General features: G+C 36.9%; 22 protein-coding genes and 1 riboswitch. Of the genes, 15 read left to right on the forward strand and 7 right to left on the reverse strand.

All coding sequences use genetic code 11. From position 1 onward, the window contains the following. The first annotated feature begins 38 nt into the window (after positions 1–38). The 11 genes from ACQ76T_RS22560 (at position 39) to ACQ76T_RS22610 (ending at position 8,805) form a co-directional block, all read left to right on the forward strand. Positions 39–752, forward strand: a complete 714-nt coding sequence (locus tag ACQ76T_RS22560) for a Crp/Fnr family transcriptional regulator (RefSeq protein WP_065396420.1) — start codon at positions 39–41, stop codon at positions 750–752. Positions 753–815: 63 nt separating this feature from the next. After that, positions 816–1,631 carry a 3-methyl-2-oxobutanoate hydroxymethyltransferase gene (panB, locus tag ACQ76T_RS22565; RefSeq protein ID WP_422695156.1) on the forward strand — a complete coding sequence of 272 codons (816 nt, stop codon included), beginning with the start codon at positions 816–818 and terminating at the stop codon, positions 1,629–1,631. 3 nt (positions 1,632–1,634) lie between these two features. Further along, positions 1,635–1,952 carry a hypothetical protein gene (locus ACQ76T_RS22570; RefSeq protein ID WP_431345448.1) on the forward strand — a complete coding sequence of 106 codons (318 nt, stop codon included), beginning with the start codon at positions 1,635–1,637 and terminating at the stop codon, positions 1,950–1,952. A gap of 11 nt (positions 1,953–1,963) precedes the next feature. After that, positions 1,964–2,641 (forward strand): RluA family pseudouridine synthase, encoded by a 678-nt coding sequence (locus tag ACQ76T_RS22575; RefSeq protein ID WP_431345449.1) that lies wholly within the window; start codon positions 1,964–1,966, stop codon positions 2,639–2,641. Between the two features lie 84 nt (positions 2,642–2,725). Then, positions 2,726–2,822: riboswitch (TPP riboswitch) on the forward strand. A gap of 57 nt (positions 2,823–2,879) precedes the next feature. Continuing rightward, positions 2,880–3,086 carry a sulfur carrier protein ThiS gene (thiS, locus tag ACQ76T_RS22580; RefSeq protein ID WP_431345450.1) on the forward strand — a complete coding sequence of 69 codons (207 nt, stop codon included), beginning with the start codon at positions 2,880–2,882 and terminating at the stop codon, positions 3,084–3,086. 24 nt (positions 3,087–3,110) lie between these two features. Next, positions 3,111–4,922: a phosphomethylpyrimidine synthase ThiC gene (gene thiC / locus ACQ76T_RS22585; RefSeq protein WP_431345451.1), complete on the forward strand. Its 1,812-nt coding sequence runs from the start codon at positions 3,111–3,113 to the stop codon at positions 4,920–4,922. Further along, positions 4,919–5,524 (forward strand): thiamine phosphate synthase, encoded by a 606-nt coding sequence (locus ACQ76T_RS22590; RefSeq protein ID WP_431345452.1) that lies wholly within the window; start codon positions 4,919–4,921, stop codon positions 5,522–5,524. The genes thiC and ACQ76T_RS22590 overlap by 4 nt, the downstream gene beginning before the upstream one ends. Before the next feature lie 39 nt (positions 5,525–5,563). Beyond that, on the forward strand, positions 5,564–6,178 hold the full coding sequence (locus tag ACQ76T_RS22595) for a thiamine phosphate synthase (RefSeq protein WP_431345453.1): 615 nt from the start codon (positions 5,564–5,566) through the stop codon (positions 6,176–6,178). Further along, the gene (locus ACQ76T_RS22600; RefSeq protein WP_431345454.1) at positions 6,175–6,951 is read left to right on the forward strand and encodes a thiazole synthase; all 777 of its coding nucleotides are present in this window, start codon (positions 6,175–6,177) and stop codon (positions 6,949–6,951) included. The genes ACQ76T_RS22595 and ACQ76T_RS22600 overlap by 4 nt, the downstream gene beginning before the upstream one ends. A 10-nt stretch (positions 6,952–6,961) precedes the next feature. Continuing rightward, positions 6,962–8,080 carry a 2-iminoacetate synthase ThiH gene (gene thiH, locus ACQ76T_RS22605; protein WP_431345455.1) on the forward strand — a complete coding sequence of 373 codons (1,119 nt, stop codon included), beginning with the start codon at positions 6,962–6,964 and terminating at the stop codon, positions 8,078–8,080. Between the two features lie 14 nt (positions 8,081–8,094). Further along, a complete protein-coding gene (locus ACQ76T_RS22610) occupies positions 8,095–8,805 on the forward strand; it encodes a HesA/MoeB/ThiF family protein (protein ID WP_431345456.1) in 711 nt (236 codons plus the stop codon). A 217-nt stretch (positions 8,806–9,022) separates the two neighbouring features. On the opposite strand, the gene ACQ76T_RS22615 is transcribed toward ACQ76T_RS22610, so the two are convergent. From ACQ76T_RS22615 to ACQ76T_RS22625, 3 genes are read right to left on the reverse strand one after another with little or no spacing between them, the layout of a single operon-like run. After that, positions 9,023–10,153, reverse strand: a complete 1,131-nt coding sequence (locus ACQ76T_RS22615) for a pyridoxal phosphate-dependent aminotransferase (RefSeq protein WP_431345457.1) — start codon at positions 10,151–10,153, stop codon at positions 9,023–9,025. Beyond that, the gene (locus ACQ76T_RS22620) at positions 10,154–10,912 is read right to left on the reverse strand and encodes an NTP transferase domain-containing protein (protein WP_431345458.1); all 759 of its coding nucleotides are present in this window, start codon (positions 10,910–10,912) and stop codon (positions 10,154–10,156) included. Beyond that, positions 10,909–11,613, reverse strand: coding sequence for a LicD family protein (locus ACQ76T_RS22625; RefSeq protein WP_431345459.1), 705 nt, complete (start codon positions 11,611–11,613; stop codon positions 10,909–10,911). The genes ACQ76T_RS22620 and ACQ76T_RS22625 overlap by 4 nt, the downstream gene beginning before the upstream one ends. Positions 11,614–11,777: 164 nt before the next feature. Here ACQ76T_RS22625 and ACQ76T_RS22630 point away from each other — a divergent pair, with 164 nt between their 5' ends. Together ACQ76T_RS22630 and ACQ76T_RS22635 are read left to right on the forward strand one after the other, a co-directional pair. Then, entirely contained in the window at positions 11,778–12,014 is a 237-nt protein-coding gene (locus ACQ76T_RS22630; protein ID WP_431345460.1) for a hypothetical protein, read from the forward strand. A 68-nt stretch (positions 12,015–12,082) separates the two neighbouring features. After that, on the forward strand, positions 12,083–12,886 hold the full coding sequence (locus tag ACQ76T_RS22635) for a GLPGLI family protein (RefSeq protein ID WP_431345461.1): 804 nt from the start codon (positions 12,083–12,085) through the stop codon (positions 12,884–12,886). Between the two features lie 134 nt (positions 12,887–13,020). On the opposite strand, the gene ACQ76T_RS22640 is transcribed toward ACQ76T_RS22635, so the two are convergent. Further along, complete coding sequence (locus ACQ76T_RS22640; RefSeq protein ID WP_431345462.1) at positions 13,021–15,246, reverse strand: TonB-dependent receptor domain-containing protein; 2,226 nt, start codon at positions 15,244–15,246, stop codon at positions 13,021–13,023. A 67-nt stretch (positions 15,247–15,313) separates the two neighbouring features. Further along, positions 15,314–16,156, reverse strand: coding sequence for a DUF5694 domain-containing protein (locus ACQ76T_RS22645; protein WP_431345463.1), 843 nt, complete (start codon positions 16,154–16,156; stop codon positions 15,314–15,316). A gap of 191 nt (positions 16,157–16,347) precedes the next feature. On the opposite strand from ACQ76T_RS22645, the gene ACQ76T_RS22650 reads away from it, so the two are divergent. Together ACQ76T_RS22650 and ACQ76T_RS22655 are read left to right on the forward strand one after the other, a co-directional pair. Beyond that, positions 16,348–17,355 carry a sensor histidine kinase gene (locus tag ACQ76T_RS22650; protein WP_431345464.1) on the forward strand — a complete coding sequence of 336 codons (1,008 nt, stop codon included), beginning with the start codon at positions 16,348–16,350 and terminating at the stop codon, positions 17,353–17,355. Beyond that, positions 17,348–18,025, forward strand: coding sequence for a LytR/AlgR family response regulator transcription factor (locus ACQ76T_RS22655; protein ID WP_431345465.1), 678 nt, complete (start codon positions 17,348–17,350; stop codon positions 18,023–18,025). The genes ACQ76T_RS22650 and ACQ76T_RS22655 overlap by 8 nt, the downstream gene beginning before the upstream one ends. Before the next feature lie 102 nt (positions 18,026–18,127). Here ACQ76T_RS22655 and ACQ76T_RS22660 read toward each other — a convergent pair whose 3' ends face one another. After that, entirely contained in the window at positions 18,128–20,395 is a 2,268-nt protein-coding gene (locus ACQ76T_RS22660; protein WP_431345466.1) for an aconitate hydratase, read from the reverse strand. Between the two features lie 320 nt (positions 20,396–20,715). Then, entirely contained in the window at positions 20,716–23,499 is a 2,784-nt protein-coding gene (locus tag ACQ76T_RS22665) for a bifunctional aconitate hydratase 2/2-methylisocitrate dehydratase (RefSeq protein ID WP_431345467.1), read from the reverse strand. Between the last annotated feature and the right edge of the window lie 182 nt (positions 23,500–23,681).

A 23,681-nucleotide genomic window follows, 5' to 3' on the forward strand; every position in this document is an offset into this window, starting at 1 on the left:
GTTAAAAAGTTCTATTTTTGTGATAAATATCATATAAAATGCCGCAGGAACAACAGATAGCAATTGAAGAGAGGTTCGCCAGAGTTTTTAATGATAAATCATTTAAGGAAAGACTTTCTAGCGCAGATTTTGAAAAATATATTAACGGTAAAAAAAGATTGAGTTTTCAGAAACACGATACTATTTTTGAGGATGGAGAAACTCCGAAAGGAGTGTTTGTCATTGAAAAAGGAGCCGCTAAACTTTCGAAATCGGGTGCCTTCGGGAAAGATCAGATTTTAAGATTTATCAAAGAAGGGGATATCATCGGCTATCGTTCTTTGCTTTGCGGGGAGAATTTCCAGGCCAAAGCAGAAGCTATGACAGACATTGAATGTGTATTCTTGCCCGCAGATATATTCATGTATCTTTTGGAGGTAGATCCACAGTTATCTTTCGTAATGCTTCAGAAAATTTCATACGAATTGGGAGAATCTTCCAACACTATTACTTTCTTAGCTCAGAAAACAGTAAGAGAGAGACTGGCGGAAATACTTTTGCTTTTAGAACAGAAGCTGGGAGTAGATCCTGAAGGTTTCATTAAAATTTCTTTAACAAGAGAAGAAATTGCCAATATCATCGGCACTGCTACAGAAAGTGCTATTCGACTGATCTCGGAATTCAAACAGGATAGTCTGATTGAAGTAGATGGTAGAAATATCAAGATTCTAAATCACGATAAACTCATGAAACTCGGTCACGTAGTTTTATAAAAATCATATAAAAATTTAAGTCGGCTACAGGCCGACTTTTTAACTTTTAAAAATAGATAAATTATGTCTGTTCACTCTGAAATTAAAAAAGTTACGACTGAAACCTTGCGTAAAATGAAATTCGACAAGGAAAAAATTACAATGCTTACTGCTTATGATTTTACCACAGCAAAAATGGTAGATGCAGGTGGAGTAGATGCTATTTTGATTGGGGATTCTGCAGCAAATGTAATGGCAGGTTTTGAAACTACATTACCTATTACTTTGGACCAAATGATCTATCATGTTCAAAGTGTTGTAAGAGGTACCGACAGGGCCTTGGTTATAGCAGATTTACCTTTCGGGACCTATCAGAGTAATCCTGAAAAAGCTCTGGAATCTGCCGTAAGAATGATGAAAGAGGGAGGTGCACATGCCGTTAAGATTGAAGGAGGAAAAGAAATCTCCAAATCAATCAAAAAGATTATCAATGCAGGAATTCCGGTAATGGGACATTTAGGTTTAACGCCACAGTCAATTTATAAATTCGGAACGTATAAAGTAAGAGCGAAAGATGAAGCAGAAGCTGAAAAACTGATTGCTGATGCACAACTTTTAGAAGAACTAGGTTGTTTTTCTGTTGTTTTAGAGAAAATTCCGGCGGAATTGGCTAAAAAAGTAACGGAAAGCATCTCTATTCCAACTATCGGAATTGGAGCGGGTGCAGACTGTGATGGACAGGTTTTAGTGTATCACGATATGGTAGGAATGAATAAAGGTTTCAGTCCGAAATTTTTGAGAAGATATCTTGATCTTTACACAGAAATTACAGGAGCTGTTGCTCAATATGTAAAAGACGTGAAGAGCGTGGAATTTCCAAACGAGAACGAAAGTTATTAATCAATGCAAAATCAACAACAATCTATCCAGGGAATTTTATCCATTGCCGCATTAATTTGTCTTGCGGTGGGGTGGTTTAATTTATTTTCCGAGGATATCAATCATTTACTTTCAAGAAAAGTTTTCTATATTCTAATAGGAGCGAGTTTCTTCATTCAGGCCCCTTTGCTTACCAATAGAAATTTTGTGTATGCCATGTATGCTGCCGCCGCCGTTTGTGTGTTTGGAGCTTTTTTACCTGAAGATTCCAAGCTTTCATCTGTGAAAACAATTGGTCTTCTGGGTGGGATTATCCTCTCCATGTCAAATAGAAAAAGATAGGCAGACAGCGTATGAAGGAGCAGATCATATATGAAGACAACCATCTTATGGTGATTAATAAAAAGGTTGGTCAGCTTGTACAGGGCGATAAAACCGGTGATGAATCACTATTAGAATCGATCAAAAACTTTATTAAAATAAGAGATGCTAAGCCGGGAAATGTTTTTCTCGGCTTGGTTCATCGTATAGACCGCCCGACTTCCGGGCTGGTTATCTATGCTAAAACATCAAAAGCGCTTTCCCGACTTACTCAAATGGTAAAAAACCGTGAAGTAAAGAAAACTTATTGGGCGGTTGTAGGGAAAGAGATGATTCCACAAACTCAAAGACTGGTTCATTACCTGAGGAAAAATGAAAAGAACAATAAAGCAATCGTTTTTCCTAAAGCCACAGAAGGAGCAAAAGAAGCAATTCTTACCTATCATGTGATTAAAACACTTGATAATTATCTTCTTCTCGAAATAGATCTTGAAACAGGAAGGCACCATCAGATTCGTGCACAGCTATCTAAAACAGGAGTGCCCATTAAAGGAGATCTGAAATATGGAGCTCCAAGGTCCAATCCGGACGGAGGAATCAATCTTCATGCAAGAAAACTGGAATTTATTCACCCCGTTACCAAAGAGAAAATTGAAATTATTGCTCCCGTTCCGCAAAATGATGCCATTTGGAGAGCATGTGAAGAATAAAAATAAACCACCTCAAATTCCGGGGTGGTTTTTTATTGATCAAAAATTCTATTTTGCCCATTCTGAAAAAATGTCTAACTTCGTCCCAGACTTTAGGGGTGTCTGTTACCAACAGACTGAGACTTTACCCTTTGAACCTGATCTGGATCATACCAGCGTAGGGAAAAGCAGATGACTTTTGCTGTGCATTCTATTGTACAATAATGGCCATTCCTAAAGTGTATATAAATAATTAGGAATGGAACTTATAATCAACCACACCCGAAAAACATTTGATGTACTTCCCGAAAACCTGGAAGCATTATTGGCTATTGAGCTTCCCGGAAAGAAGAAGGGAATTGCTGTAGCTCTCAACAATCGTATTATTCCGCTGTCTGCCTGGGCAGAAACCATCCTTACCGACAAAGATTCAGTTTTAATCATTACTGCCACTCAGGGCGGTTAATTCTCATACTTAATACCAATATCTATGGCTCATTCAATTACATGTTCGCCATTTCCGAACTCAAAGAAAATCTATGTTGAAGGAAAAATTCATCCTATCAATGTAGCAATGCGTGAAATACAGCTTAGCCCAACCAAGCTTACCAATGGAAGTCTTGAAGATAATGCTCCCGTAACCATTTATGACACATCAGGACCTTATACGGATATAAATGCAGAAATTGATATCCAGAGAGGACTTCCAAGAATCAGAGAGCAATGGATTCTTGACAGAAATGACGTCAATATACTGGAAGGAATCACTTCAGAATATGGAAAGGCCCGTTTGGCAGATCCCCGTCTTGATGAGCTGCGTTTTTCTTATGATCACCAACCCAAAGTGGCCAAGGAAGGTAAAGAACTTACGCAGCTTTATTATGCAAAACAGGGAATCATTACCCCTGAGATGGAATACGTGGCCATCAGAGAAAATCAGAAAATAGAACAGCTTGATTCTGTTTCAAAAGAAATGGCATTCCAACATGCCGGGCACAGCTTTGGTGCTAACACTCCAAAAGGAAAAATCACTCCGGAGTTTGTAAGAGATGAAATTGCTGCCGGAAGAGCGATTATTCCAAACAATATCAATCACCCGGAAAGCGAACCCATGATTATCGGGCGAAACTTCTTAGTAAAAATTAATGCCAATATCGGAAACAGTGCCGTTTCATCCAGTATAGAAGAAGAAGTTGAGAAAGCAGTATGGGCCTGCAGATGGGGAGCAGATACTATTATGGATCTTTCAACCGGAAAGAATATTCATGAAACAAGAGAATGGATCATCAGAAACAGTCCGGTTCCCATTGGTACCGTTCCTATTTATCAGGCTTTGGAAAAAGTAAAAGGGGTTCCTGAAGATCTTACATGGGAAATATTCAGAGATACGCTGATTGAACAGGCGGAGCAGGGAGTGTCTTATTTTACAATCCATGCCGGTGTTTTATTGCGTTACATTCATCTGACTGCCAATAGAGTAACCGGAATTGTATCAAGAGGAGGATCTATTATGGCAAAATGGTGCTTATTCCATCATAAAGAAAGCTTTTTGTACACCCATTTCGAGGAAATCTGTGAGATCATGAAAAAATATGACGTGGCTTTCTCGTTAGGAGACGGTCTTCGTCCCGGATCTATTGCAGATGCTAATGATGCGGCTCAATTTGCAGAACTGGAAACTTTAGGTGAACTGACAAAAATTGCATGGAAACACAACGTACAGGTGATGATCGAAGGTCCGGGGCACGTTCCCATGCATATGATCAAAGAAAATATGGAAAAGCAATTGAAGGAATGCCATGAAGCTCCCTTCTATACGTTGGGTCCTTTGACTACAGATATCGCCCCGGGATATGATCATATTACCTCCGGAATTGGAGCGGCCATGATCGGATGGTTCGGATGTGCGATGCTTTGCTATGTAACCCCAAAGGAACATTTAGGACTTCCAAATAAAGATGATGTAAAAGTTGGAGTCATTACTTATAAACTGGCAGCCCATGCCGCAGATTTGGCAAAAGGACATCCGGGAGCACAGTACAGAGACAATGCATTGAGTAAAGCAAGATTTGAATTCCGATGGGAAGATCAGTTTAATCTTTCCTTAGATCCAGATACCGCAAGATCTTACCATGATGAAACGCTTCCTGCCGACGGGGCTAAAATTGCACATTTCTGCTCAATGTGCGGTCCTAAATTCTGCTCAATGAAAATTACACAGGAAATTCGAGAATCTGCAGAAAAAGGAATGCTGGATAAGTCACAGGAGTTCATTGAAAAAGGAAAAGAAATCTATATATGATCCTTGTCATCACTCCAGAATTGGTTATTCCCAATGAAACTGAGATTATTAATCATCTGTTTCAGGAAGGTCTGGATCTGCTTCATATCAGGAAACCTCAAATCAGCCAACATGAAATGATTCGTTTTATTGATAAAATTGATTCTTCATTCCATGCTCAATTGGTTCTTCATCGCCATTATGAACTGGGGGAAAAGTATGGTATTTCAAGACTTCATTTTAGAGAAGCTGACCGACAGGAGGAAAGACACAGAAGTTTTGCAGGAAGAGATATCCTTTCAACTTCTGTACATGATATTACAACTTATAATACTTTGGGAAAAGAATGGGGATATGCTTTTATAAGCCCGTTCTTTCCCAGTATTTCTAAAAAAGGATACGGAGAAAGCTCAACAGTTATGGAGAGTGTAAAGTATAAAGAAAATCCTGATGTAAAATTAATAGCATTAGGAGGGATTACTCCGGATAATATGAAAACGGTTGTAGATGCAGGAGCTGATGGAGTCGCTTTACTTGGGACCATCTGGGAAAGTGAAGATCCCTTAAAGGCTTTTAAAGAATGTAGGAAGATTATTCTTTGTAGATCAGTAGAAAAAGATTGAAATAAAAATTAAAAAAAGTAATTCTACATTCATAGGTATATGGAAAAATTACAATACATATCACAGGGACGCACAAAACAGGAACAAGAAATGAATATCCGCAAGGCGTTAGACCATGGAATACAATGGATACAGGTCCGCTGGAAAAATGCGCCTGAGTATGAACTTGCCACTCTTTGTGAAACGTCAAAAAAACTTTGTACAGAATATCACTCTGTCTGTATCATCAACGATCATGTTCAGTTGGCAAAAAATGTAGATGCGGATGGTGTTCACCTCGGCCTGGATGATATTTCTGTTGAACAGGCAAAAATGATCTTGAGTGAAAACAAAATTATCGGGGGGACGGCCAATACGCTTTGTGATGTTATTCAGAGGATCAACGAATCCTGCGACTATATCGGGCTTGGACCATTGAGATTTACCAGTACCAAAGAAAAATTAAGCCCTGTTTTAGGATTTGAAGGGTATCGGTCTATTATTGCGAGCTTAAAAGAACGTTCAATAGAGATTCCCAACATTTTTGCAATAGGCAGCGTTACCCTTGAAGATCTTCACATTTTACAAGAAATCGGGATCTATGGAGCTTCTATTTCCGGAGAAATAACAAAGAAGCCATCTATTATTAATGATTTAAAGAAAGCAATGATATGAATAATCAACAATTAGTTATAGCAGGAAGAACTTTTGAATCCAGACTGTTTTTGGGAACAGGAAAATTCGGGAGTCTCAGAGATATGACCTCGGCTGTTATCGCTTCAGGAACAGATATGGTCACAATGGCACTCAAAAGAATTGATGCACAATCAGCAGAAGATGATTTACTGGATTCCTTAAGAGAAACAAACGTTCACCTTTTACCCAATACTTCGGGAGCAAGAACCGCAAAAGAAGCAGTATTGGCAGCACAACTGGCCAGAGAAGCCCTTGAAACCAACTGGGTAAAACTGGAAATTCATCCCGACCCTAAATATTTACTTCCCGATCCTATAGAAACCCTGTACGCAACAGAAGAGCTTGCCAAATTAGGATTTGTGGTGATGCCTTACATTCATGCAGATCCTGTCCTGTGCAAACGTCTTGAAGATGCTGGAACAGCTGTGGTAATGCCATTAGGAGCTCCCATCGGAACAAATAAAGGATTGAGAACTTTAGACTTTTTAGAAATAATTATTAGCCAGAGTAACGTGCCTGTAGTGGTAGATGCAGGGATTGGAGCCCCATCGGATGCTGCTAAAGCAATGGAGATGGGAGCCGATGCAGTTCTTGTTAATACCGCGATTGCTGTTGCCGGGAATCCTGTTAATATGGCTGTGGCTTTTAAAGAAGGAGTTGTTGCCGGAAGAAGAGCCTTCGAATCGGGATTGGGAGCAACTGCTAATCATGCCGAAGCATCCAGTCCGCTTACTTCATTTTTATTCGAATAAAACAAGAAAAATGAACAGTTTTAAAGACGTTTTTGAAAAATACGACTGGAATGAAATAAAAAACAGGGTCGACAGGGTAGGTTTATCAGAAGTTCATAGCAGTCTTCAGAAAAAGAATAAAACAATTGATGACTTTTTGAACCTGCTCTCTCCAGCCGCTTCACAGGAACTGGAACTGATGGCAAAAATGACCCGGTCTCTGACCCAAAAACGTTTCGGAAAGACCATTCAGTTGTATGCTCCTTTATATCTCAGCAATGAATGTCAGAATATCTGTACTTATTGTGGATTTAGCCTGGATAATCATTTAAAGAGGAAAACACTTTCTGATACAGAGCTTATGATTGAAGCTTCAGTCCTGAAATCAATGGGAGTGAACCATGTTCTGCTGGTAAGTGGAGAAGCTAATAAAATAGTAGGAGTTCCTTACTTTCAAAATGCTGTTCGGATGCTTAGGCCTCACTTTTCCAATATTTCCATAGAAGTACAACCTTTAACGGAAGAGGAATACAGCCTTCTTCATCATGAAGGAGTACATTCTGTTTTGGTGTATCAGGAAACTTATCATGAGGACGTTTATAAAGAATATCATCCGAAAGGAAAGAAATCTAATTTTCACTTCCGTTTGGATACGCCGGATAGGATAGGAAAAGCAGGCATCCATAAGATAGGACTGGGTGTTTTGCTTGGGCTGGAAGATTGGCGTGTAGACAGCTTTTTTAATGCTCTTCATATTGATTACCTTCAAAAACACTATTGGAAAAGTAAATTTTCGGTTTCGTTTCCAAGACTGAGACCTGCAGAAGGTATCATTGAACCCAATTTCATTATGGAGGATAAAGATCTGCTTCAACTGATCTGTGCTTACAGAATCTGGAATGAAGACCTTGAGATATCAATCTCTACCAGAGAAAATGAAGTGTTCAGAAATAATATAGTGTCTTTAGGTGCTACTGCAATGAGTGCCGGATCCAAGACCAACCCCGGAGGATACGCTGTAGATAAAGAATCTCTGGAGCAGTTTGAAACAAGTGACGAACGAAGTATGGAAGAGATAAAGATAATGATCAGAAAATCAGGATATGACCCTGTAATGAAAGATTGGGATTCTATTTATAGTGGTTTTTAAATCCAAAAGAGAGAATGAAAAAAGCAGATGATTTTTCAAGGTATAGCCGGCAGATATTTATTGAAGAAATAGGATTGGAGGGCCAAAAGAAAATAATAGCATCAAAAGTGCTGGTTATAGGAGCCGGTGGGCTGGGAAGTCCTGTTATACAATATTTAACTGCAGCCGGAGTAGGCACATTAGGAGTTGCCGATTTCGACCATGTAGAACTTCATAATCTGAACCGTCAGATTATCCATACTGAAAATAGCATAGGAATATCAAAAGTGAAAAGCGCTGAGAATTTTGTGAAAAAACTCAATCATCAGGTAAGATTTATGGCTTTTGAAGAGAAAATAAATGAATTGAATATTGAAGATATACTGTCTTATTATGATATTATAATTGATGGGTCTGATAATTTTTCAACAAGATATTTGGTGAACGATACCTGTGTGAAACTGAAAAAAACCTTGGTGTACGGAAGTATTCTGGGATTTTCAGGGCAGGTAGCTGTTTTCAATCATAAAGGAAGTAAAAATCTCAGAGATATATTCCCGGAACCTCCTTTTGATGAAGTTGTACCAGATTGTGACAGTCTTGGTGTTTTAGGTGCCCTGCCGGGAATAATAGGAAGTATGATGGCTTTACAAACATTGAAAATTATTACAGATCTTCCGGTAAATTTAGATCAGATGACATTAGTGGATACTATGAACTGGAGATTTCAGATTGTGGGCTTCTAAAAAATCATACTATTTTAAATCGTTGGCCAATTATTTCAAATGATCTTCTTGCTACTTAAAATCCATATGAAGAATCGTATCACTTATATTTCAAATAGGAAATACAGGTGATATGATTCTTGTCTTTTTAGTATAAACATATTAATTTATATTATCCCTTTTTTACTATAATCTGTTTATGAGGTATTTAAATGTAGGTGGTGAGGTTTGGTAAATATTATTTCGCAGTCTGAAGCAGCTCAGATTTTAATGCATTGAAAATTTTCTGGTTCTCAATACTGTCTTTTGAGGCAACTCTTAAGTAATTGGCGTCAAGCCCTATTTTATCATTTAAAAGCCTGGTATATATACCGTGTTTATGAATAAGGCGAACAAACAGATTTTCAGCAGACATGTCTGGCTTGATTAAAAAAAAATTAGCAGAAGAGTTATAAACCTTAAAGGGTAATGCAGATAGTTTACGATAAAAATTCTGTTTATCTTCAATATATTTCGCTTTACATTCTTGATATTCTTCGATAAATTTCTTATTGCTTAAATAAGTGCAGAAAACAGAAGCTAGACCATTTATATTCCACAAAAAGGATGATGCAGACAGTTTGTTTTTGATCGTATGAGGTAAAAATGAGTAGCCTAGTCGTAAACCGGCAAGTCCAAAATCTTTTGATAATGATCTTATTATTGTTATATTATTATACAAAGCGGCATAACTTTCCAACGACATGTCACCGTCTGAAAAATCAATAAAACTTTCGTCAATAATGAGTATCTGGGTAGAGCTCATACTTTTATGGATGGTTTTCAGCTCTTCGGGATGTAATAATTGCCCGGTAGGATTAGATGGATTAATTAATATGACATAATGGGGCATTTCCTTTTGTATCAGTCTGATTATGACATCAATTTCTACAATATATTCATTATAGCTTTCCAGTTGATAATATATAATATCATTCTCTTTCTCAAGAAGTTCGTAATAGGTTGAAAATGATGGTATAGGGATGACTATTTTTTTATTTTTAATGGTATTTAAGATATGATAAATAAGTTCTGTCGCTCCATTACCAACAATAATTCTTGATGGGTCTAAATTTCTCCATTCTCCAATTTTTTTTGCAAGGAAAGAATGAGATGGCGGATAGTTTTTCAATTGCTTTTTTATATCTTTTTCTAGCCATTTATAAGCTAATTCTTGAGAATAAGGATTAGATAAAAAACAAGCATCAATGGTAATTTCACGTTTTATTAATAATTCTATTTCGTTTACAGATGCAGAATGTAATCCATTTTCACCTTTTAGAATTCTTAATTTATTCTTTATTTCTTCTTCAGATTCTGATAACTTCATTTAAAATAAATTGATTTTTGGATATATATTGGTTATCATGTGGTTGAGTTGTATATCATCATCCACTTCTCCCCAAATGTAATCTCGAAATTTACAGACATTATAATGGAAAGGTAAATTTTCAAAAATATCATCATATTCATATTGAACAGAGCCCATTTTTTCAAATATATTTTCACAATATTCTTTAATTGGATGTAGGGTTTCCGAAGATGTTTTAATGAGCCCTATATGTTCCCAGGTTACCGAACCACAATCTGAACTTATTATATTAATGTTTTTGGATATTTGTTGTAAAATATCGTTATTGTCCATTTTTATATAGCATGCATCATATCTTTCAGGAGGAACATTAGTAGCAAAAACAGCATTACGATGTGTATTTGTTATATAGTCATAAAATTCATCATAATTATAGAGAATATCTGAATCTAAAATAACAATATCAGTGGGCTTTTCATGCCTTACATTAAGTACATACTTTATTGCTAAATAAAGAGAATACAATGAACCTGATGAATTGAAAACGGGATTGAAAATTGATTCTATTGGAATACTATTATTAATTGTATTTATATAATTTTCATATTTAAGATGTTCATAGCCCGTAACTACATAAATGTATTCTACCTTTTTTGTTTTCAATAAATTGTGTATGGAATAGTGTAAGAGTGGATAGGGACCGATATTCAATAATCCTTTTGGTTTTTTTATATTCAGTCTTCTCCCAGAGCCTGCTGCAAGTATAATAGCTATCATAGTTTAGTTTTCCATATTAGACCTGCCGGATGGTTTGAGGAGTTGAATACGTCAACATAGGGCGCTATCTGATGCTCTGGTGGTGGAAGTTTCATATAATCATCGTAGTTTCTGCGCAAGTAGGTGTCAAACCCTATTGGAATTGGAAATTTGAAGCCATTAAATTCGCAATCAGTAGTATATTGTATTTCATCAAATTGCAGATGAATATTGCTGTTACTCATATGCCTTTCAAAAGCATTTGTTAGACAATTTTCAAATATAAGATCACGATCATAAACAAAAATGTCTATTTGTATTCCATTATGCCAATTCTTTGTTTCTGATGGCTGTTCATTATGAAGGTAATTACTGTACCGGTCTCTTATTTTTGCCTCTACAGCATTTCCATAAATATAGCTGGGATCTGTTTCCTCACACTGAAAAAATAAATCGTGAGGAAGTTCTGTCTCTATAATCTGCCGGAGTCTGATAAAATCTGATCTTAACATTCCAATATCTGCCTCAAAATCCCACGGAATAAATCCACTATGTCTCACTGCTCCTAAGAGAGTTCCGTAATCCATCCAATAATTAATTTTATTATTTTGACATATTGCATCAAAAATCCGAAGCATACGAAGCAGTACAGAATGTACTTGCTCAATATTTGAGGAGGAGTATTCTCTTATATCATCAATAGAGTAATTGTCTTTATTCATTTTCTTAATATGTGTTATAAAAATATGTATTCTACCACGGTTTACTGAATATTCTTCGTTAATTTAAATTAACACACTTTATGGTGTTTAATTTATAAGACATTTGTATCATTACAGAAATTTTACTTTAAAATTCTATAAGTAATCTTATTAAACAAATTATTATGAAAAAAATGAATTTAGAAAGTTTACCTTTCGCAAAAAAGCAAAAACTGACTAGAGAACAATTGAAAACGTTTGTTGGTGCTTCCGGAGCAGGCTCTACATTCTGCCATTTTTACTATACTGGTAAATTATGGGAATCCAGTATGAAAATTACAAAATGTGGAAAAGGCGGCTGTACTTCAAGTGGAGGTAGCTGCTATAGCTATTACCAAACTGGTAGTGATTGTAGCTGTTAATTATTTAGAGGCTGATCTGTTACAGGCAGCCTCTGTTAATATTGTTTCATATTTCATATATGTTGTATATGCTTTTAGTAAAAAAAACATTTCACTGTATCCTGGTTATTCTGGCATGCCTTCCTTGTCTTAAAGCTCAGGATATAAGGATTGTATATGAGTATAAAGTGCAGAAAGACAGTCTTAAAGAAGACATACAAACAAGTGATATGTATCTGGATATTTCTGCCATGAATTCGTACTTCTACAATCCATCCCTTACCAATAGATTTATAGAAAACAAAAGTAAAGCAGAACAAAATAAAATTGCAGACATGCATATTATTATTAAAAACCGGAAAAACAATGAAATAATAGATATCACAGATCTCGATGGAGATACTTACAAAGTGTTTGACGATCGAAAGATCATCTGGACTCTCACCAAAGAAAGAGATACAATATTAGGATATGAATCTCAAAAAGCAATTACGTCATTTGGAGGAAGACAATGGAATGCCTGGTTTACTATGGCCATTCCTTCTCAGGAAGGTCCCTATAAATTTCATGGACTACCCGGAACGATTATTAAAATGGAAGATGATAAAAAGCAACACAGCTTTACTATACAATCATTACAAACATTAAATGACTTTGAGATAGAAGGTATTGAAGATAAATTCAATTCAATTAAAATCACACAGGCTCAGTATAAAAAAATCTATACAAATTATAGGAAAAATCCTGTTAGAAAATGGCGGGAAAAAGGTATTGTAAAAGGTTTGTCTGATCACGGAAAAGAAGAAAATGCATCAGAAGTGCTTAAAAACATGGAAAAGTATCTTAAAATGAATTTGCCTAATAATGTTTTGGAGGCCGATCTTCTAAAATAACTTTTTCATAAACAATAGATTTAACCCCTTTTAGAAAATCTATCCGTTACCTGACAGTATCCGATTAAAAGAATAAAACCGACAGTAAAGATATTCTTACTGTCGGTTTTATTAATAATGATAAGCTTGTTGCATTATTGTCCCTGTTGCATTACTCCTCCATTATCCTCTTTTTTAGTCTGGTTTAGGATATTGGTATCCTCTTTTGCCAGTTTATTCTTCGTTGGGATTTTATAGTTGATAGAAAGCCCGAAGTTTCTCGTGTCATATTTACTGTAGATCATCACCGGCTCTCCTGATGGTGGATTAGAACGTACCTGCATTACCTGACCGTTGAAAATATCATTCGCAAAAACGGAAAGCGTCAGACGGTTGTTCATAAACTTCTTCGTTAAGGTAAGATCAAACGAGTTGTTGAACGGCTTCTCTGCAGTGAAGTAGAAATAACCTGCCTTTGGAGTCAAATAACTGTAGTTGGCCGTTAGTTTTATATCTTTAGGTAAAATAATCTGAGTCATAATATTAAAGATCCAGAAACCTTTATTATTCAGATTGTCAATTTCATGTTTCTGATAACCTGCATATAAATACATGAAATTAATCTTATCAGGATTGAAATTAAACTTCATGATCTCACTTAAAGGCTTGCTGAAAACCATAAAAGGAATCGGTAATCCAACGTTGAAATTGTGAATTTTCATATTGGAGATGTTCACCTGCTCATTGAAGAGTTTTCTACCGTCTTTTCTGATAATTTGCGCTACCTGATTGCTTGCTGAGCTCACACTGTACCCAATAAATGCATAATCAAAAGCAGAAATTTTTACTTCATAATTATCAAAAATTGTAGGTTGTAGATTAGGGTTACCGTTTACTTCCGTACTCGGCCCGGAGAATGTTACGTTATTCGGGTTTAAGGCAGAAATACTTGGCAAACTGATTTTTCGGTTATAATTCGCAGAAACATTAACCTGACTCATCATGTTATACTGTATACTTGCGTTCGGGAAAAGCTTAAACTTATTGAAAGGAATTAAATCAGCCTCTACCACTTTTTTATCCTTAATAAATCTTGTTATTCCTGAGATATCATAGTTTTCGGCCCGGGAACCTAATGTGAAATCAAACTTTTTCAGCTTAGCCTGAAACTCCAAATAAGTAGAAGCGGTTTGTCTCTGATACTTAAGGTTCGTTAACCCAAAACTTTCTGTATTATAATCCTGTTTTTCATATAATCCTCCAAAACTTACTTTACCTCCATCAAGAATCTTAACAGGCTGCGCATAATCTACTTTGAAATTGGCAATATTCATCACCGATTTATTGTTCAGGATATCTTTTAAACCATTCTGTACGCTATTGATCGGCAGATATGGGCTTTGTGCAAAATTACCATCCTGAAAGAAATTATCCTGGGAAAATTTACTGTCAGACCTTGTATATCCAAATTGAAAATCCAGTTTTTGTGATTTGTCAGCAAAACGTTTCTGATAGGTCACAACAGCCTCCTGTCTTAAATTATTGGTATGAGCCACATCCGAAGAAGTATAAAAAGCCTCTCTTAAATCTGCAGGATCGTTATTAAAAGGTAAGTCTCCATGACCGTTACTTAGTGTATAGTTGTCATTATTGTTGTGATAAATATCGTAGTTCAATAACAATCTATCCTGCCCCAAATCAAAAGTTAATCCCGATTTTGCAAAATATCCGCGCCCATATCTGTTGGTATGGCTCGTTAGAAGCTCATCCTGTTGTCCGTTGAGCATACTTTCACGATAATTTTGCCCTACGTTCAGCTGCCATCCGAAATATTTATTCCTTGCATTTAAATTCACAGAATTGGTGGTCCTGCTTCTGTATTTATCATAATTTGTGAATGAATAATTTCCGGAATAGGTAGCCGTTAAATATTTATTGGCATTTTTATTCGTTATAATGTTCATGATCGCACCTCCGGATGTAGCTGGAAATTCAGCCCCCGGCTGAGTGATCACTTCTATTCTTTCTACAGAATTGGCAGGCATCCCTTCAAGAAATGAATTCAGATCGTTAGACGTGATGTTTAAAGGTCTTCCGTTAAGGTATACTTCCAGCACTTTTCCCTGATACATCATTCCTGCGATATCTGTGGCCACAAGTCCCGGAAGTTTTTTGATTCCTTCAAGAACGTTCCCGTTATTCAGTTGAGGTTGTTCAGAAAAATCGAAAATGGTACGGTCTGCCTTTTGTTCAACGGCTTTTTTAGTTTTGGTGATGACAACACCTTCAATTTGTTTCTCTTTAGGAGCGTTGTTCTGCTTCTCCTGAGAAAAAGCGAAAACGGAACTTAAGAGTGATAAAGCGAATATAGTTTTTCTCATAATGTTTTTTTTACTTCTCTTTAGTTAGACACCCAAAATTGAATTTTGTTACAGTGTCTCTATCACTTTATTCTTTCAAAGATGAAAATTCTATAAAATCATATTCTGCTGAATAAGTAAAAAGTTGTCGTAATACTGCGGCATGGCCATTTCCGGCAATCACAAGGATTCTGTCTTCCGCAGTGTGAGGAATATTCTGGATATTGCGGAACATTCTGAGATTTCTGTCATACCAGTACAGCGCAAGCATATCTGCACCATCATGTGCTCTTAGTTTAAAATCTCCGCTTAGGTATGCTCCGTTGCCATAAAGGTGACTTTCTTTACTGTTCATATACTGAAATGTTTTCAGGAGTGAAGAGAAGTTTTTGCGATCGGAATTTTTAAAGAAACTAACAAATTGCTGGGCCACCGGATCTTCACTTTTAAAGTCATAATCTTGCGTAATTTTTTTGAAAAATGAAGAATCTGTTTTACCAAATCTTTCCTGAAGATCTTCCAAAATAGATCCTGCATCAATACTTGAGATTTCATTGATCTTCATTTCACTGGCAATACGCATAGCCAGTTGATAACGCTCATCCCTCTGATCTCTGTATTTCCCTTTATTGTATTCCTGGAGCTTCTCATTGGCATTCCATTCTGGCCATGCTTCTATAGCAATTTTTGTGGGCTTGAATTTTTTGATGTATTCTACAAGCTCCGTCACTTCCTGAGCTGTTTCAGGAGATAAAACATCAATTTGATCTTCCTTTTTTATTTTGATAGCATCCATATTAGGATAATCAAAATGGAAAGACCCTACCACCAATACCTTGGTTTTGGGATTTTTGAAATACTCTGAAGGTTGTTTTTGCGCTAAAATAAAGGTTGGAAGGCAAAGTAAGAAAGTATAAATAATGGTTTTCATTGTTTTTTGTTTTAATGAATTATTGTGATTGTTGATTTGTTTTCTGAAGCAAAGGTATTGTTGATCGCTTTTTCTCGAAATAGCCTTTAGACAAAGTAGATTATTTACCCTTTGAATTATTTTCATCGATAAAATCGCCGGGTTTATCGAAAATAGAGTATTGAATGCACCGGAAAAATTATTTTTGTGTTATGAAACAAAAACAACTGATTTTCCTCCATATTTTCTACTGGGCCATGTTTTTGGTAGGGACGATTATTGTTCCTCATTTTGTGTACGATATACGGCATATTGAGTTTAAATTCACTTATCTGCTGACCAGTTTAGTTTGTTTTTATTTTAACTTTTTCATTATTGTTCCCCGTTTTTTTGATATCAACAAACTTTATAAAACCATTATAGGCTTCTCTATAAGCGTAACCTGTTTTGTGGTGATACGGTATTTTACAGATGAGGTTTTGCTGCCCTATTTTGGAGGGTTAAGCAATTATCCTGCGGGAACAAATTTTGGATATTACTTTTTTGATAATATTTACAACAGTGTAACTTCTATATTCATAAGTACTGTTTTCTGTTTATTCAGCATATATTCTTCTTTGTATGAAGAAAGGCTACAATTGGTTGAAGAGAAGAAGAATGCTGAACTAAAGGCATTGAAAACGCAGATCAATCCTCACTTTATTTTTAATACGCTCAATAACATTTATTCGCTTGTTTATCAAAAATCTGATAAAGCATTGCCTGCTATTGAAGAATTGAGTCAGCTGCTGAGGTACAGTACAAAAGATCTGGAACGGGATATGATTCCATTGGAAAAGGAAATTGGATATATTGACAGCTTAATAGGTCTTGAGAAACTTCGAATCAGGGAACCTGAACTGTTGATTATTGAGAAAAAGATCAATTACCCGCACCTTAGTATTTCTCCTATGATTCTGGTTCCATTTGTAGAGAATGCCTTTAAGCATGGTGATTTTCGGGGTAAAGGTTTTAAAATGATGATTTCTGATGAGAGTAAAATTCTGCATTTTTATCTTTTAAATTTTAAAAAGAACAGAGAAAAAGATGTTGTTTCTGGGATTGGTATTCGGAATGTTAAAAAGCGTCTGGAAATATTGTATCCAAAGCATGAGCTTACTATAACAGACTCTGAAACTGAATTTATTGTAGATTTGAAAATTGATTTAAGGGATGAATAAAATTAAATGCATTATTGTTGACGATGAGCCGCTTGCCCTATCTCTTCTTGAGCATTATGTGGAGAAGATCCCTTTTTTGGAATTGGTTTTTTCTACAGAGAATCCCATTGAGGCTGTAGAATACATTCAGAATAATGAATCGGATCTGATCTTTCTGGATATTCAGATGCCGGAACTTACAGGAATCAATTTTATGAAGATTGTAGGCGCTAAGCAGAAATATATTTTAACAACAGCTTATTCAGAATATGCACTAGAAGGCTATGAGCATAATGTTATTGATTATCTGCTGAAACCCATCTCTTTTGAACGCTTCCAGAAAAGTACATTAAAGGCTCAGGAACGGTTTTCTTTTCAGGAAGAGGAAAATACCCACTTTTTTGTTAAATCTTCCGGCCAGCAGCATCGTATAGGCTTTAATGACATTCTTTATATTGAAAGCATCAAAGATTATGTGAATATCCGGACTGCAGCAGAAGAATATATTGTTTTAGATACACTGAAATCAATGGAGAATCAGCTTTCCGATCAATTTGTAAGAATTCATAAATCTTTTATTGTCAATCTTGGTAAAATTAAGAGTGTCAGCCCCAAAAAAGTTATACTTCCTGAACATGAAGTTCCAATAGGAGACAGTTATAGAGCTAATCTTTTGGGAAGACTAAAATAGAAATAGGAGTGGCTTTTATGTAATTAGGGAGTACTATTCCAACAAAAAAAGACGACTTCTACTGAAGCCGCCTTTATGTATTAATCGATCTAACAATTAATCTTATTTTTCCTGTTGTTTAATCAGGTTCAGAGCAGAACCAGCCTTAAACCAATCGATCTGCTGATCGTTGTAAGTATGGTTTGCTATGATGATATCTTTAGTTCCGTCTGCGTGAACGAATTCTAATGTCAATTGTTTTCCTGGAGCAAACTGATCAAGATCTAAGAAGTTAACAGTGTCATCTTCCTGAATTTTGTCATAATCTGCTTCATTAGCAAAAGTGATCCCCAACATCCCTTGTTTTTTAAGGTTGGTTTCATGGATTCTTGCAAATGATTTCACCAATACAGCTTTTACCCCAAGGTGTCTAGGCTCCATTGCAGCGTGCTCTCTTGAAGAACCTTCACCATAGTTCTGGTCTCCTACAACAATAGTTGGAACGCCTGCCGCTTTGTAAGCTCTCTGTACAGCCGGAACTTCACCGTATTCACCAGTAAGTTCATTTTTCACCTTATTGGTTTCCATATTGTAAGCATTAACAGCTCCAATCAACATATTGTTGGAAATATTATCAAGGTGACCTCTGTATTTCAACCAAGGACCAGCCATAGAGATGTGGTCAGTAGTACATTTTCCGAACGCTTTGATCAAGACCTTAGCTCCTTCAATGTTTTTACCATCCCAAGCCGGGAACTCTTCCAGTAACTGAAGTCTGTCTGAAGTAGGGCTTACGTTTACCACAACGCTGGAACCATCTTCAGATGGAGCCTGGTATCCGTTATCATCTACTGCAAAACCTTTAGAAGGAAGCTCGAAACCTCTGGGTTCGTCAAGTTTTACCTGCTCACCAGCTTCGTTTGTTAAAGTATCTGTAATAGGGTTGAAGTCTAATCTTCCTGAGATAGCCACAGCGGCTACCATCTCAGGAGAAGCTACAAATGCATGGGTGTTGGGGTTACCGTCAGCTCTTTTTGCAAAGTTTCTGTTGAAAGAGTGAATAATAGAGTTTTTCTCTCCTTTTTCAGCGCCTTCTCTGTCCCATTGTCCAATACAAGGTCCACAGGCATTGGTAAAGATTCTTGCGTTTTCAAATTTTCTGAAAGAATCAAGGAAGCCATCTCTTTCTGCTGTGAATTTCACCTGCTCAGAACCAGGGTTGATTCCTAGTATTGCTTTTGGTTTTACCCCTTTTGCAACAGCGTCTTCCACAATAGAAGCCGCTCTTGATAAGTCTTCGTAAGAAGAGTTGGTACAAGAACCAATGAGAGCCCATTCAACTTCCAGCGGCCATCCGTTAGCTTCAGCTTTAGCTCTGAATTCAGCAACCGGTGTTGCCAAGTCCGGAGTGAAAGGTCCGTTTAAGTGAGGCGTTAGTTCAGAAAGGTTGATCTCAATTAATTGATCGAAATATTGTTCAGGGTTTGCGTATACTTCAGCATCACCTGTTAAGTGTTCAGCAATTGTATCAGCAGCATCTACTACATCCTGTCTTCCGGTAGCTGAAAGATATCTTCTCATAGAATCATCATATCCGAAGGTAGAAGTAGTAGCCCCAATTTCGGCGCCCATGTTACAGATTGTACCTTTTCCGGTTGCAGAAAGAGATTCTGCTCCTTCTCCGAAATATTCAACGATACATCCTGTACCTCCTTTTACGGTAAGAATTCCTGCTACTTTTAAGATCACGTCTTTTGCAGAAGTCCATCCGTTCATTTTACCGGTTAATTTTACTCCGATAAGTTTAGGCATTTTAAGTTCCCATGCCATTCCGGCCATTACGTCTACTGCATCAGCACCTCCTACACCAATGGCAACCATTCCAAGACCTCCTGCATTTACCGTGTGAGAGTCTGTTCCAATCATCATTCCTCCTGGGAAGGCATAATTTTCCAATACAACCTGGTGAATGATACCCGCTCCCGGTTTCCAGAATCCGATTCCGTATTTATCACATACGGAGCTTAGAAAGTTGAATACCTCAGAGTTTTTGTTGATACCTTCCTGTAAATCTTTGTCTGCTCCTACTTTCGCCTGAATCAGGTGATCTGCGTGAGCGGTTGACGGAACAGCTACTTTTGTTTTTCCTGCCTGCATAAATTGTAATAACGCCATTTGCGCTGTTGCATCCTGCATCGCTACTCTGTCTGGAGCAAAGTCTACATAAGAATTTCCTCTTTCATGTGCTTGCGTAGCATTCCCTTCCCAAAGGTGGGTGTAAAGAATTTTTTCTGAAAGTGTAAGCGGTTTTCCCACGATTTGTCTTGCAGCTGCAATTCTTTCTGGGTAACGTTCATACACCTTTTTGATCATATCAATATCAAAAGTCATATTTTATTTTAGTTTAGTTCTTTTTTCCGTTAATATACCTCTCTCTTTGAATTTCATAAAGAGAAGAACCATTTATATACATCAAAAAACGTTCCTATAATCTATTAATAGGGCTTATTTTGATTAGAAAATCAAGAGATTTTATAACTTTCAATTTAAGAAAAAATAGATTCTTTTTTTGTGATTTTATCGAAAAAAAATCGTATTTCACTTAAAATAGAAACATTCTAAACAAAAAAAGAAAGATTTTAAATCCTAAAGGACTAAAATCTTTCAATTATATAATTTTCAAAAGTCTTGCGACTTATTTATGAATTGTATTAGTGAGCGCTTGTGCTTGTCAACTCTTTAATAGAAGGTACAAAAGTTGTCAGATCAATCCCTTCAACAGCCGCTTTATATTCGTCAATATTAGGAATACGTCCGATAATCGCTGAAAGTACAACAACCGGAGTTGAAGCCAATAGAGATTCTCCTTTTTTACGTTCTGAATCTTCTACTACTCTTCCCTGGAAAAGACGGGTAGAAGTAGCCAATACAGTGTCTCCTTTTGCCGCTTTTTCCTGGTTACCCATACATAGGTTACATCCAGGGCGCTCAAGGTACATTACGTTTTGGTATTCTGTACGAGCTTCACCTTTAGGAGCGTTATCATTGAATTCAAATGCTGAATATTTTTCTAACAGTTCCCAATCACCCTCAGCTTTTAGTTCGTCGATGATGTTATAAGTGGGTGCAGCTACTACCAACGGTGCGCTAAATTCTACTTTACCATTTTGCTTTTCAAGGTTTCTAAGCATTTGAGAAACGATCTTAAGGTCACCTTTGTGAACCATACAAGATCCTACAAAACCAAGGTCTACTTTTTTCTCTCCTCCATAGTAGGAAAGATCTCTGATAGTGTCGTGAGTATATCTTTTAGAGACATCGTCGTTGTTTACATCCGGGTCAGCAATCATCGGTTCTACGATGATGTCAAGGTCTACAACTACTTCAGCATAATATTTAGCATTAGCATCCGGAGTTAAACCTGGTTTTTCACCTGATCTGATTTCAGCAATTCTCTTATCAGCTTTATCAATTAATCCCTGAAGAACTTTATTGTGGTTATCCATCCCTTTATCAATCATAATCTGGATTCTGCTTTTTGCAATTTCCAATGATTCGATTAACGTATTGTCTTCTGAAATATTGATAGAAGCTTTTGCTTTCATTTCGGCAGTCCAGTCTGTAAATGTGAAGGCCTGGTCAGCAGGAAGTGTTCCGATGTGAACCTCAATGATTCTTCCCTGGAATACGTTCTCTCCTCCAAACTGCTTCAACATCTGAGCTTGGGTAGCGTGTACAACATCACGGAAATCCATGTGTTCTTTCATTTCTCCTTTGAAAGTTACCTTTACAGATTCAGGGATTGGCATAGAAGCTTCACCTGTAGCTAATGCAAGAGCAACCGTTCCGGAATCGGCACCGAAAGCAACCCCTTTAGACATTCTTGTGTGAGAGTCACCACCAATGATGATTGCCCACTCGTCTACGGTAATATCGTTAAGAACTTTGTGAATAACGTCTGTCATTGCATGATATTCCCCTTTAGGGTCACGGGCGGTGATCAGACCGAATTCGTTCATGAATTTCATAAGCTTAGGAATGTTAGCCTGAGCTTTTTTATCCCAAACAGAAGCCGTGTGACATCCTGACTGGTATGCACCGTCAACGATAGGTGAAATCACAGTAGCAGCCATAGATTCAAGTTCCTGAGAAGTCATAAGACCTGTCGTATCCTGTGAACCTACAATATTAACCTGTACACGAACGTCTGATCCAGCGTGTAATACTTTTCCTGGAGTGGTTCCAACAGCATTTCTGTTAAAGATTTTTTCTACAGCCGTAAGACCTTGTCCTTCGTGAGAAATTTCTTTTGACGGAGCAAATACAACTGGTGCTTCAACGCCCAATACCTGAGCAGCAAAAGTCTGTAATTTTTTACCAAATACGATCGCGTAAGATCCACCCGCTTTGATGAATTCCATCTTTTGAGGAGTGAAAGACTTCGCAAGGTCGATTAATTCCTGGTCTCCGTTATATAATTTTTTTTCTTTTGTATTGATTGTTAATACCGTTCCTGTAGCTACAGAATAAGCTTCTTCAAGAATTACTTCTCCAGCTTCGTTACGAACAGCGTTTCCGTTTTCATCCACTTTCTTAACCCAGTTTTTAAGGTCGATACCAATACCTCCGGTAACGTCAACTGTAGTAAGGAAGATTGGAGAAATACCGTTTGTTCCCCCTACGATTGGAGCAAAGTTTACGAATGGTACATATGGGCTCGCTTGTCTACCTGTCCAAAGAGCAACGTTGTTTACTCCTGACATTCTTGATGATCCCACTCCCATTGTTCCTTTTTCAGCAATCAGCATAACGCTTGCATCCGGGTATTGAGCCTGTAAAGCTTTGATTTCTTCCTGAGCTTCAGGAGTAATCATACACTTCCCGTGAAGTTCACGGTCGGATCTTGAGTGAGCCTGGTTACCCGGAGAAAGTAAATCGGTGGAGATATCACCTTCACCAGCGATGAAAGTAACCACTTTTATTTCTTCTGCAACCTCAGGAAGCTTAGTGAAAAACTCAGCCTGTGCATAGCTTTCAAGAATTTCTTTTGCAATTTCACTACCGCTTTCGTATGCTTCTTTAAGACGGTTGGTATCTGCTTCATAAAGGAAAACCTGAGTTTTAAGGACATTTGCTGCTTCTTTTGCAATAGCAACGTCATTTCCTAAAGCCAGATCAAGAAGAACTCCAATAGAAGGTCCTCCTTTCATGTGAGATAATAATTCAAACGCAAAAGCAGGAGAAATTTCTTCTACTACGGATTCACCAAGGATAATTTCTTTTAAAAATGTAGCCTTTACTCCCGCAGCACTTGTCGTTCCCGGCAGCGTGTTGTAAATAAAAAAGTTAAGAGAATCTGCTCGATGTTCATTACCGGCATCTTTGATCTGCGTAATGATTTCGCTTAGTAATTCAGCACCATCGATTGGCTTTGGATGTAGCCCTTGGGTTTTTCTTTCCTCAATTTCCTTGATGTAATCCTTATAAATATTCATAATAGAAGTCTTTCAATTTTAAAGGTAGATTAAAATAAGTTATCGTATGGCGACTTCTTTACCGGTATGAATAAAATACAATTTAATAACATTTTGAGTTTTCGTATTTTAATTGGCAACATGAACCGGAGTAAAGCCAGGATAATCTACACTTTATTTAAAAGTATTTTTAAATTATTAAA

Origin of the sequence: Chryseobacterium sp. JK1, assembly GCF_050632815.1 — a bacterium.
Classification (GTDB): domain Bacteria; phylum Bacteroidota; class Bacteroidia; order Flavobacteriales; family Weeksellaceae; genus Chryseobacterium.

Coding starts and splice junctions, on each gene's coding strand:
- ACQ76T_RS22655 (WP_431345465.1), top strand. CDS start 17,348: ATGAATAAAATTAAATGCATTATTGTTGACGATGAGCCGCTTGCCCTA.
- ACQ76T_RS22620 (WP_431345458.1), bottom strand. CDS start 10,912: ATGATAGCTATTATACTTGCAGCAGGCTCTGGGAGAAGACTGAATATA.
- ACQ76T_RS22650 (WP_431345464.1), top strand. CDS start 16,348: ATGAAACAAAAACAACTGATTTTCCTCCATATTTTCTACTGGGCCATG.
- ACQ76T_RS22590 (WP_431345452.1), top strand. CDS start 4,919: ATGATCCTTGTCATCACTCCAGAATTGGTTATTCCCAATGAAACTGAG.
- ACQ76T_RS22600 (WP_431345454.1), top strand. CDS start 6,175: ATGAATAATCAACAATTAGTTATAGCAGGAAGAACTTTTGAATCCAGA.
- ACQ76T_RS22660 (WP_431345466.1), bottom strand. CDS start 20,395: ATGACTTTTGATATTGATATGATCAAAAAGGTGTATGAACGTTACCCA.
- ACQ76T_RS22595 (WP_431345453.1), top strand. CDS start 5,564: ATGGAAAAATTACAATACATATCACAGGGACGCACAAAACAGGAACAA.
- ACQ76T_RS22640 (WP_431345462.1), bottom strand. CDS start 15,246: ATGAGAAAAACTATATTCGCTTTATCACTCTTAAGTTCCGTTTTCGCT.
- thiC (WP_431345451.1), top strand. CDS start 3,111: ATGGCTCATTCAATTACATGTTCGCCATTTCCGAACTCAAAGAAAATC.
- thiS (WP_431345450.1), top strand. CDS start 2,880: ATGGAACTTATAATCAACCACACCCGAAAAACATTTGATGTACTTCCC.
- panB (WP_422695156.1), top strand. CDS start 816: ATGTCTGTTCACTCTGAAATTAAAAAAGTTACGACTGAAACCTTGCGT.
- ACQ76T_RS22665 (WP_431345467.1), bottom strand. CDS start 23,499: ATGAATATTTATAAGGATTACATCAAGGAAATTGAGGAAAGAAAAACC.
- ACQ76T_RS22635 (WP_431345461.1), top strand. CDS start 12,083: ATGCTTTTAGTAAAAAAAACATTTCACTGTATCCTGGTTATTCTGGCA.
- ACQ76T_RS22560 (WP_065396420.1), top strand. CDS start 39: ATGCCGCAGGAACAACAGATAGCAATTGAAGAGAGGTTCGCCAGAGTT.
- ACQ76T_RS22610 (WP_431345456.1), top strand. CDS start 8,095: ATGAAAAAAGCAGATGATTTTTCAAGGTATAGCCGGCAGATATTTATT.
- ACQ76T_RS22625 (WP_431345459.1), bottom strand. CDS start 11,613: ATGAATAAAGACAATTACTCTATTGATGATATAAGAGAATACTCCTCC.
- ACQ76T_RS22645 (WP_431345463.1), bottom strand. CDS start 16,156: ATGAAAACCATTATTTATACTTTCTTACTTTGCCTTCCAACCTTTATT.
- ACQ76T_RS22570 (WP_431345448.1), top strand. CDS start 1,635: ATGCAAAATCAACAACAATCTATCCAGGGAATTTTATCCATTGCCGCA.
- ACQ76T_RS22615 (WP_431345457.1), bottom strand. CDS start 10,153: ATGAAGTTATCAGAATCTGAAGAAGAAATAAAGAATAAATTAAGAATT.
- ACQ76T_RS22630 (WP_431345460.1), top strand. CDS start 11,778: ATGAAAAAAATGAATTTAGAAAGTTTACCTTTCGCAAAAAAGCAAAAA.
- ACQ76T_RS22575 (WP_431345449.1), top strand. CDS start 1,964: ATGAAGGAGCAGATCATATATGAAGACAACCATCTTATGGTGATTAAT.
- thiH (WP_431345455.1), top strand. CDS start 6,962: ATGAACAGTTTTAAAGACGTTTTTGAAAAATACGACTGGAATGAAATA.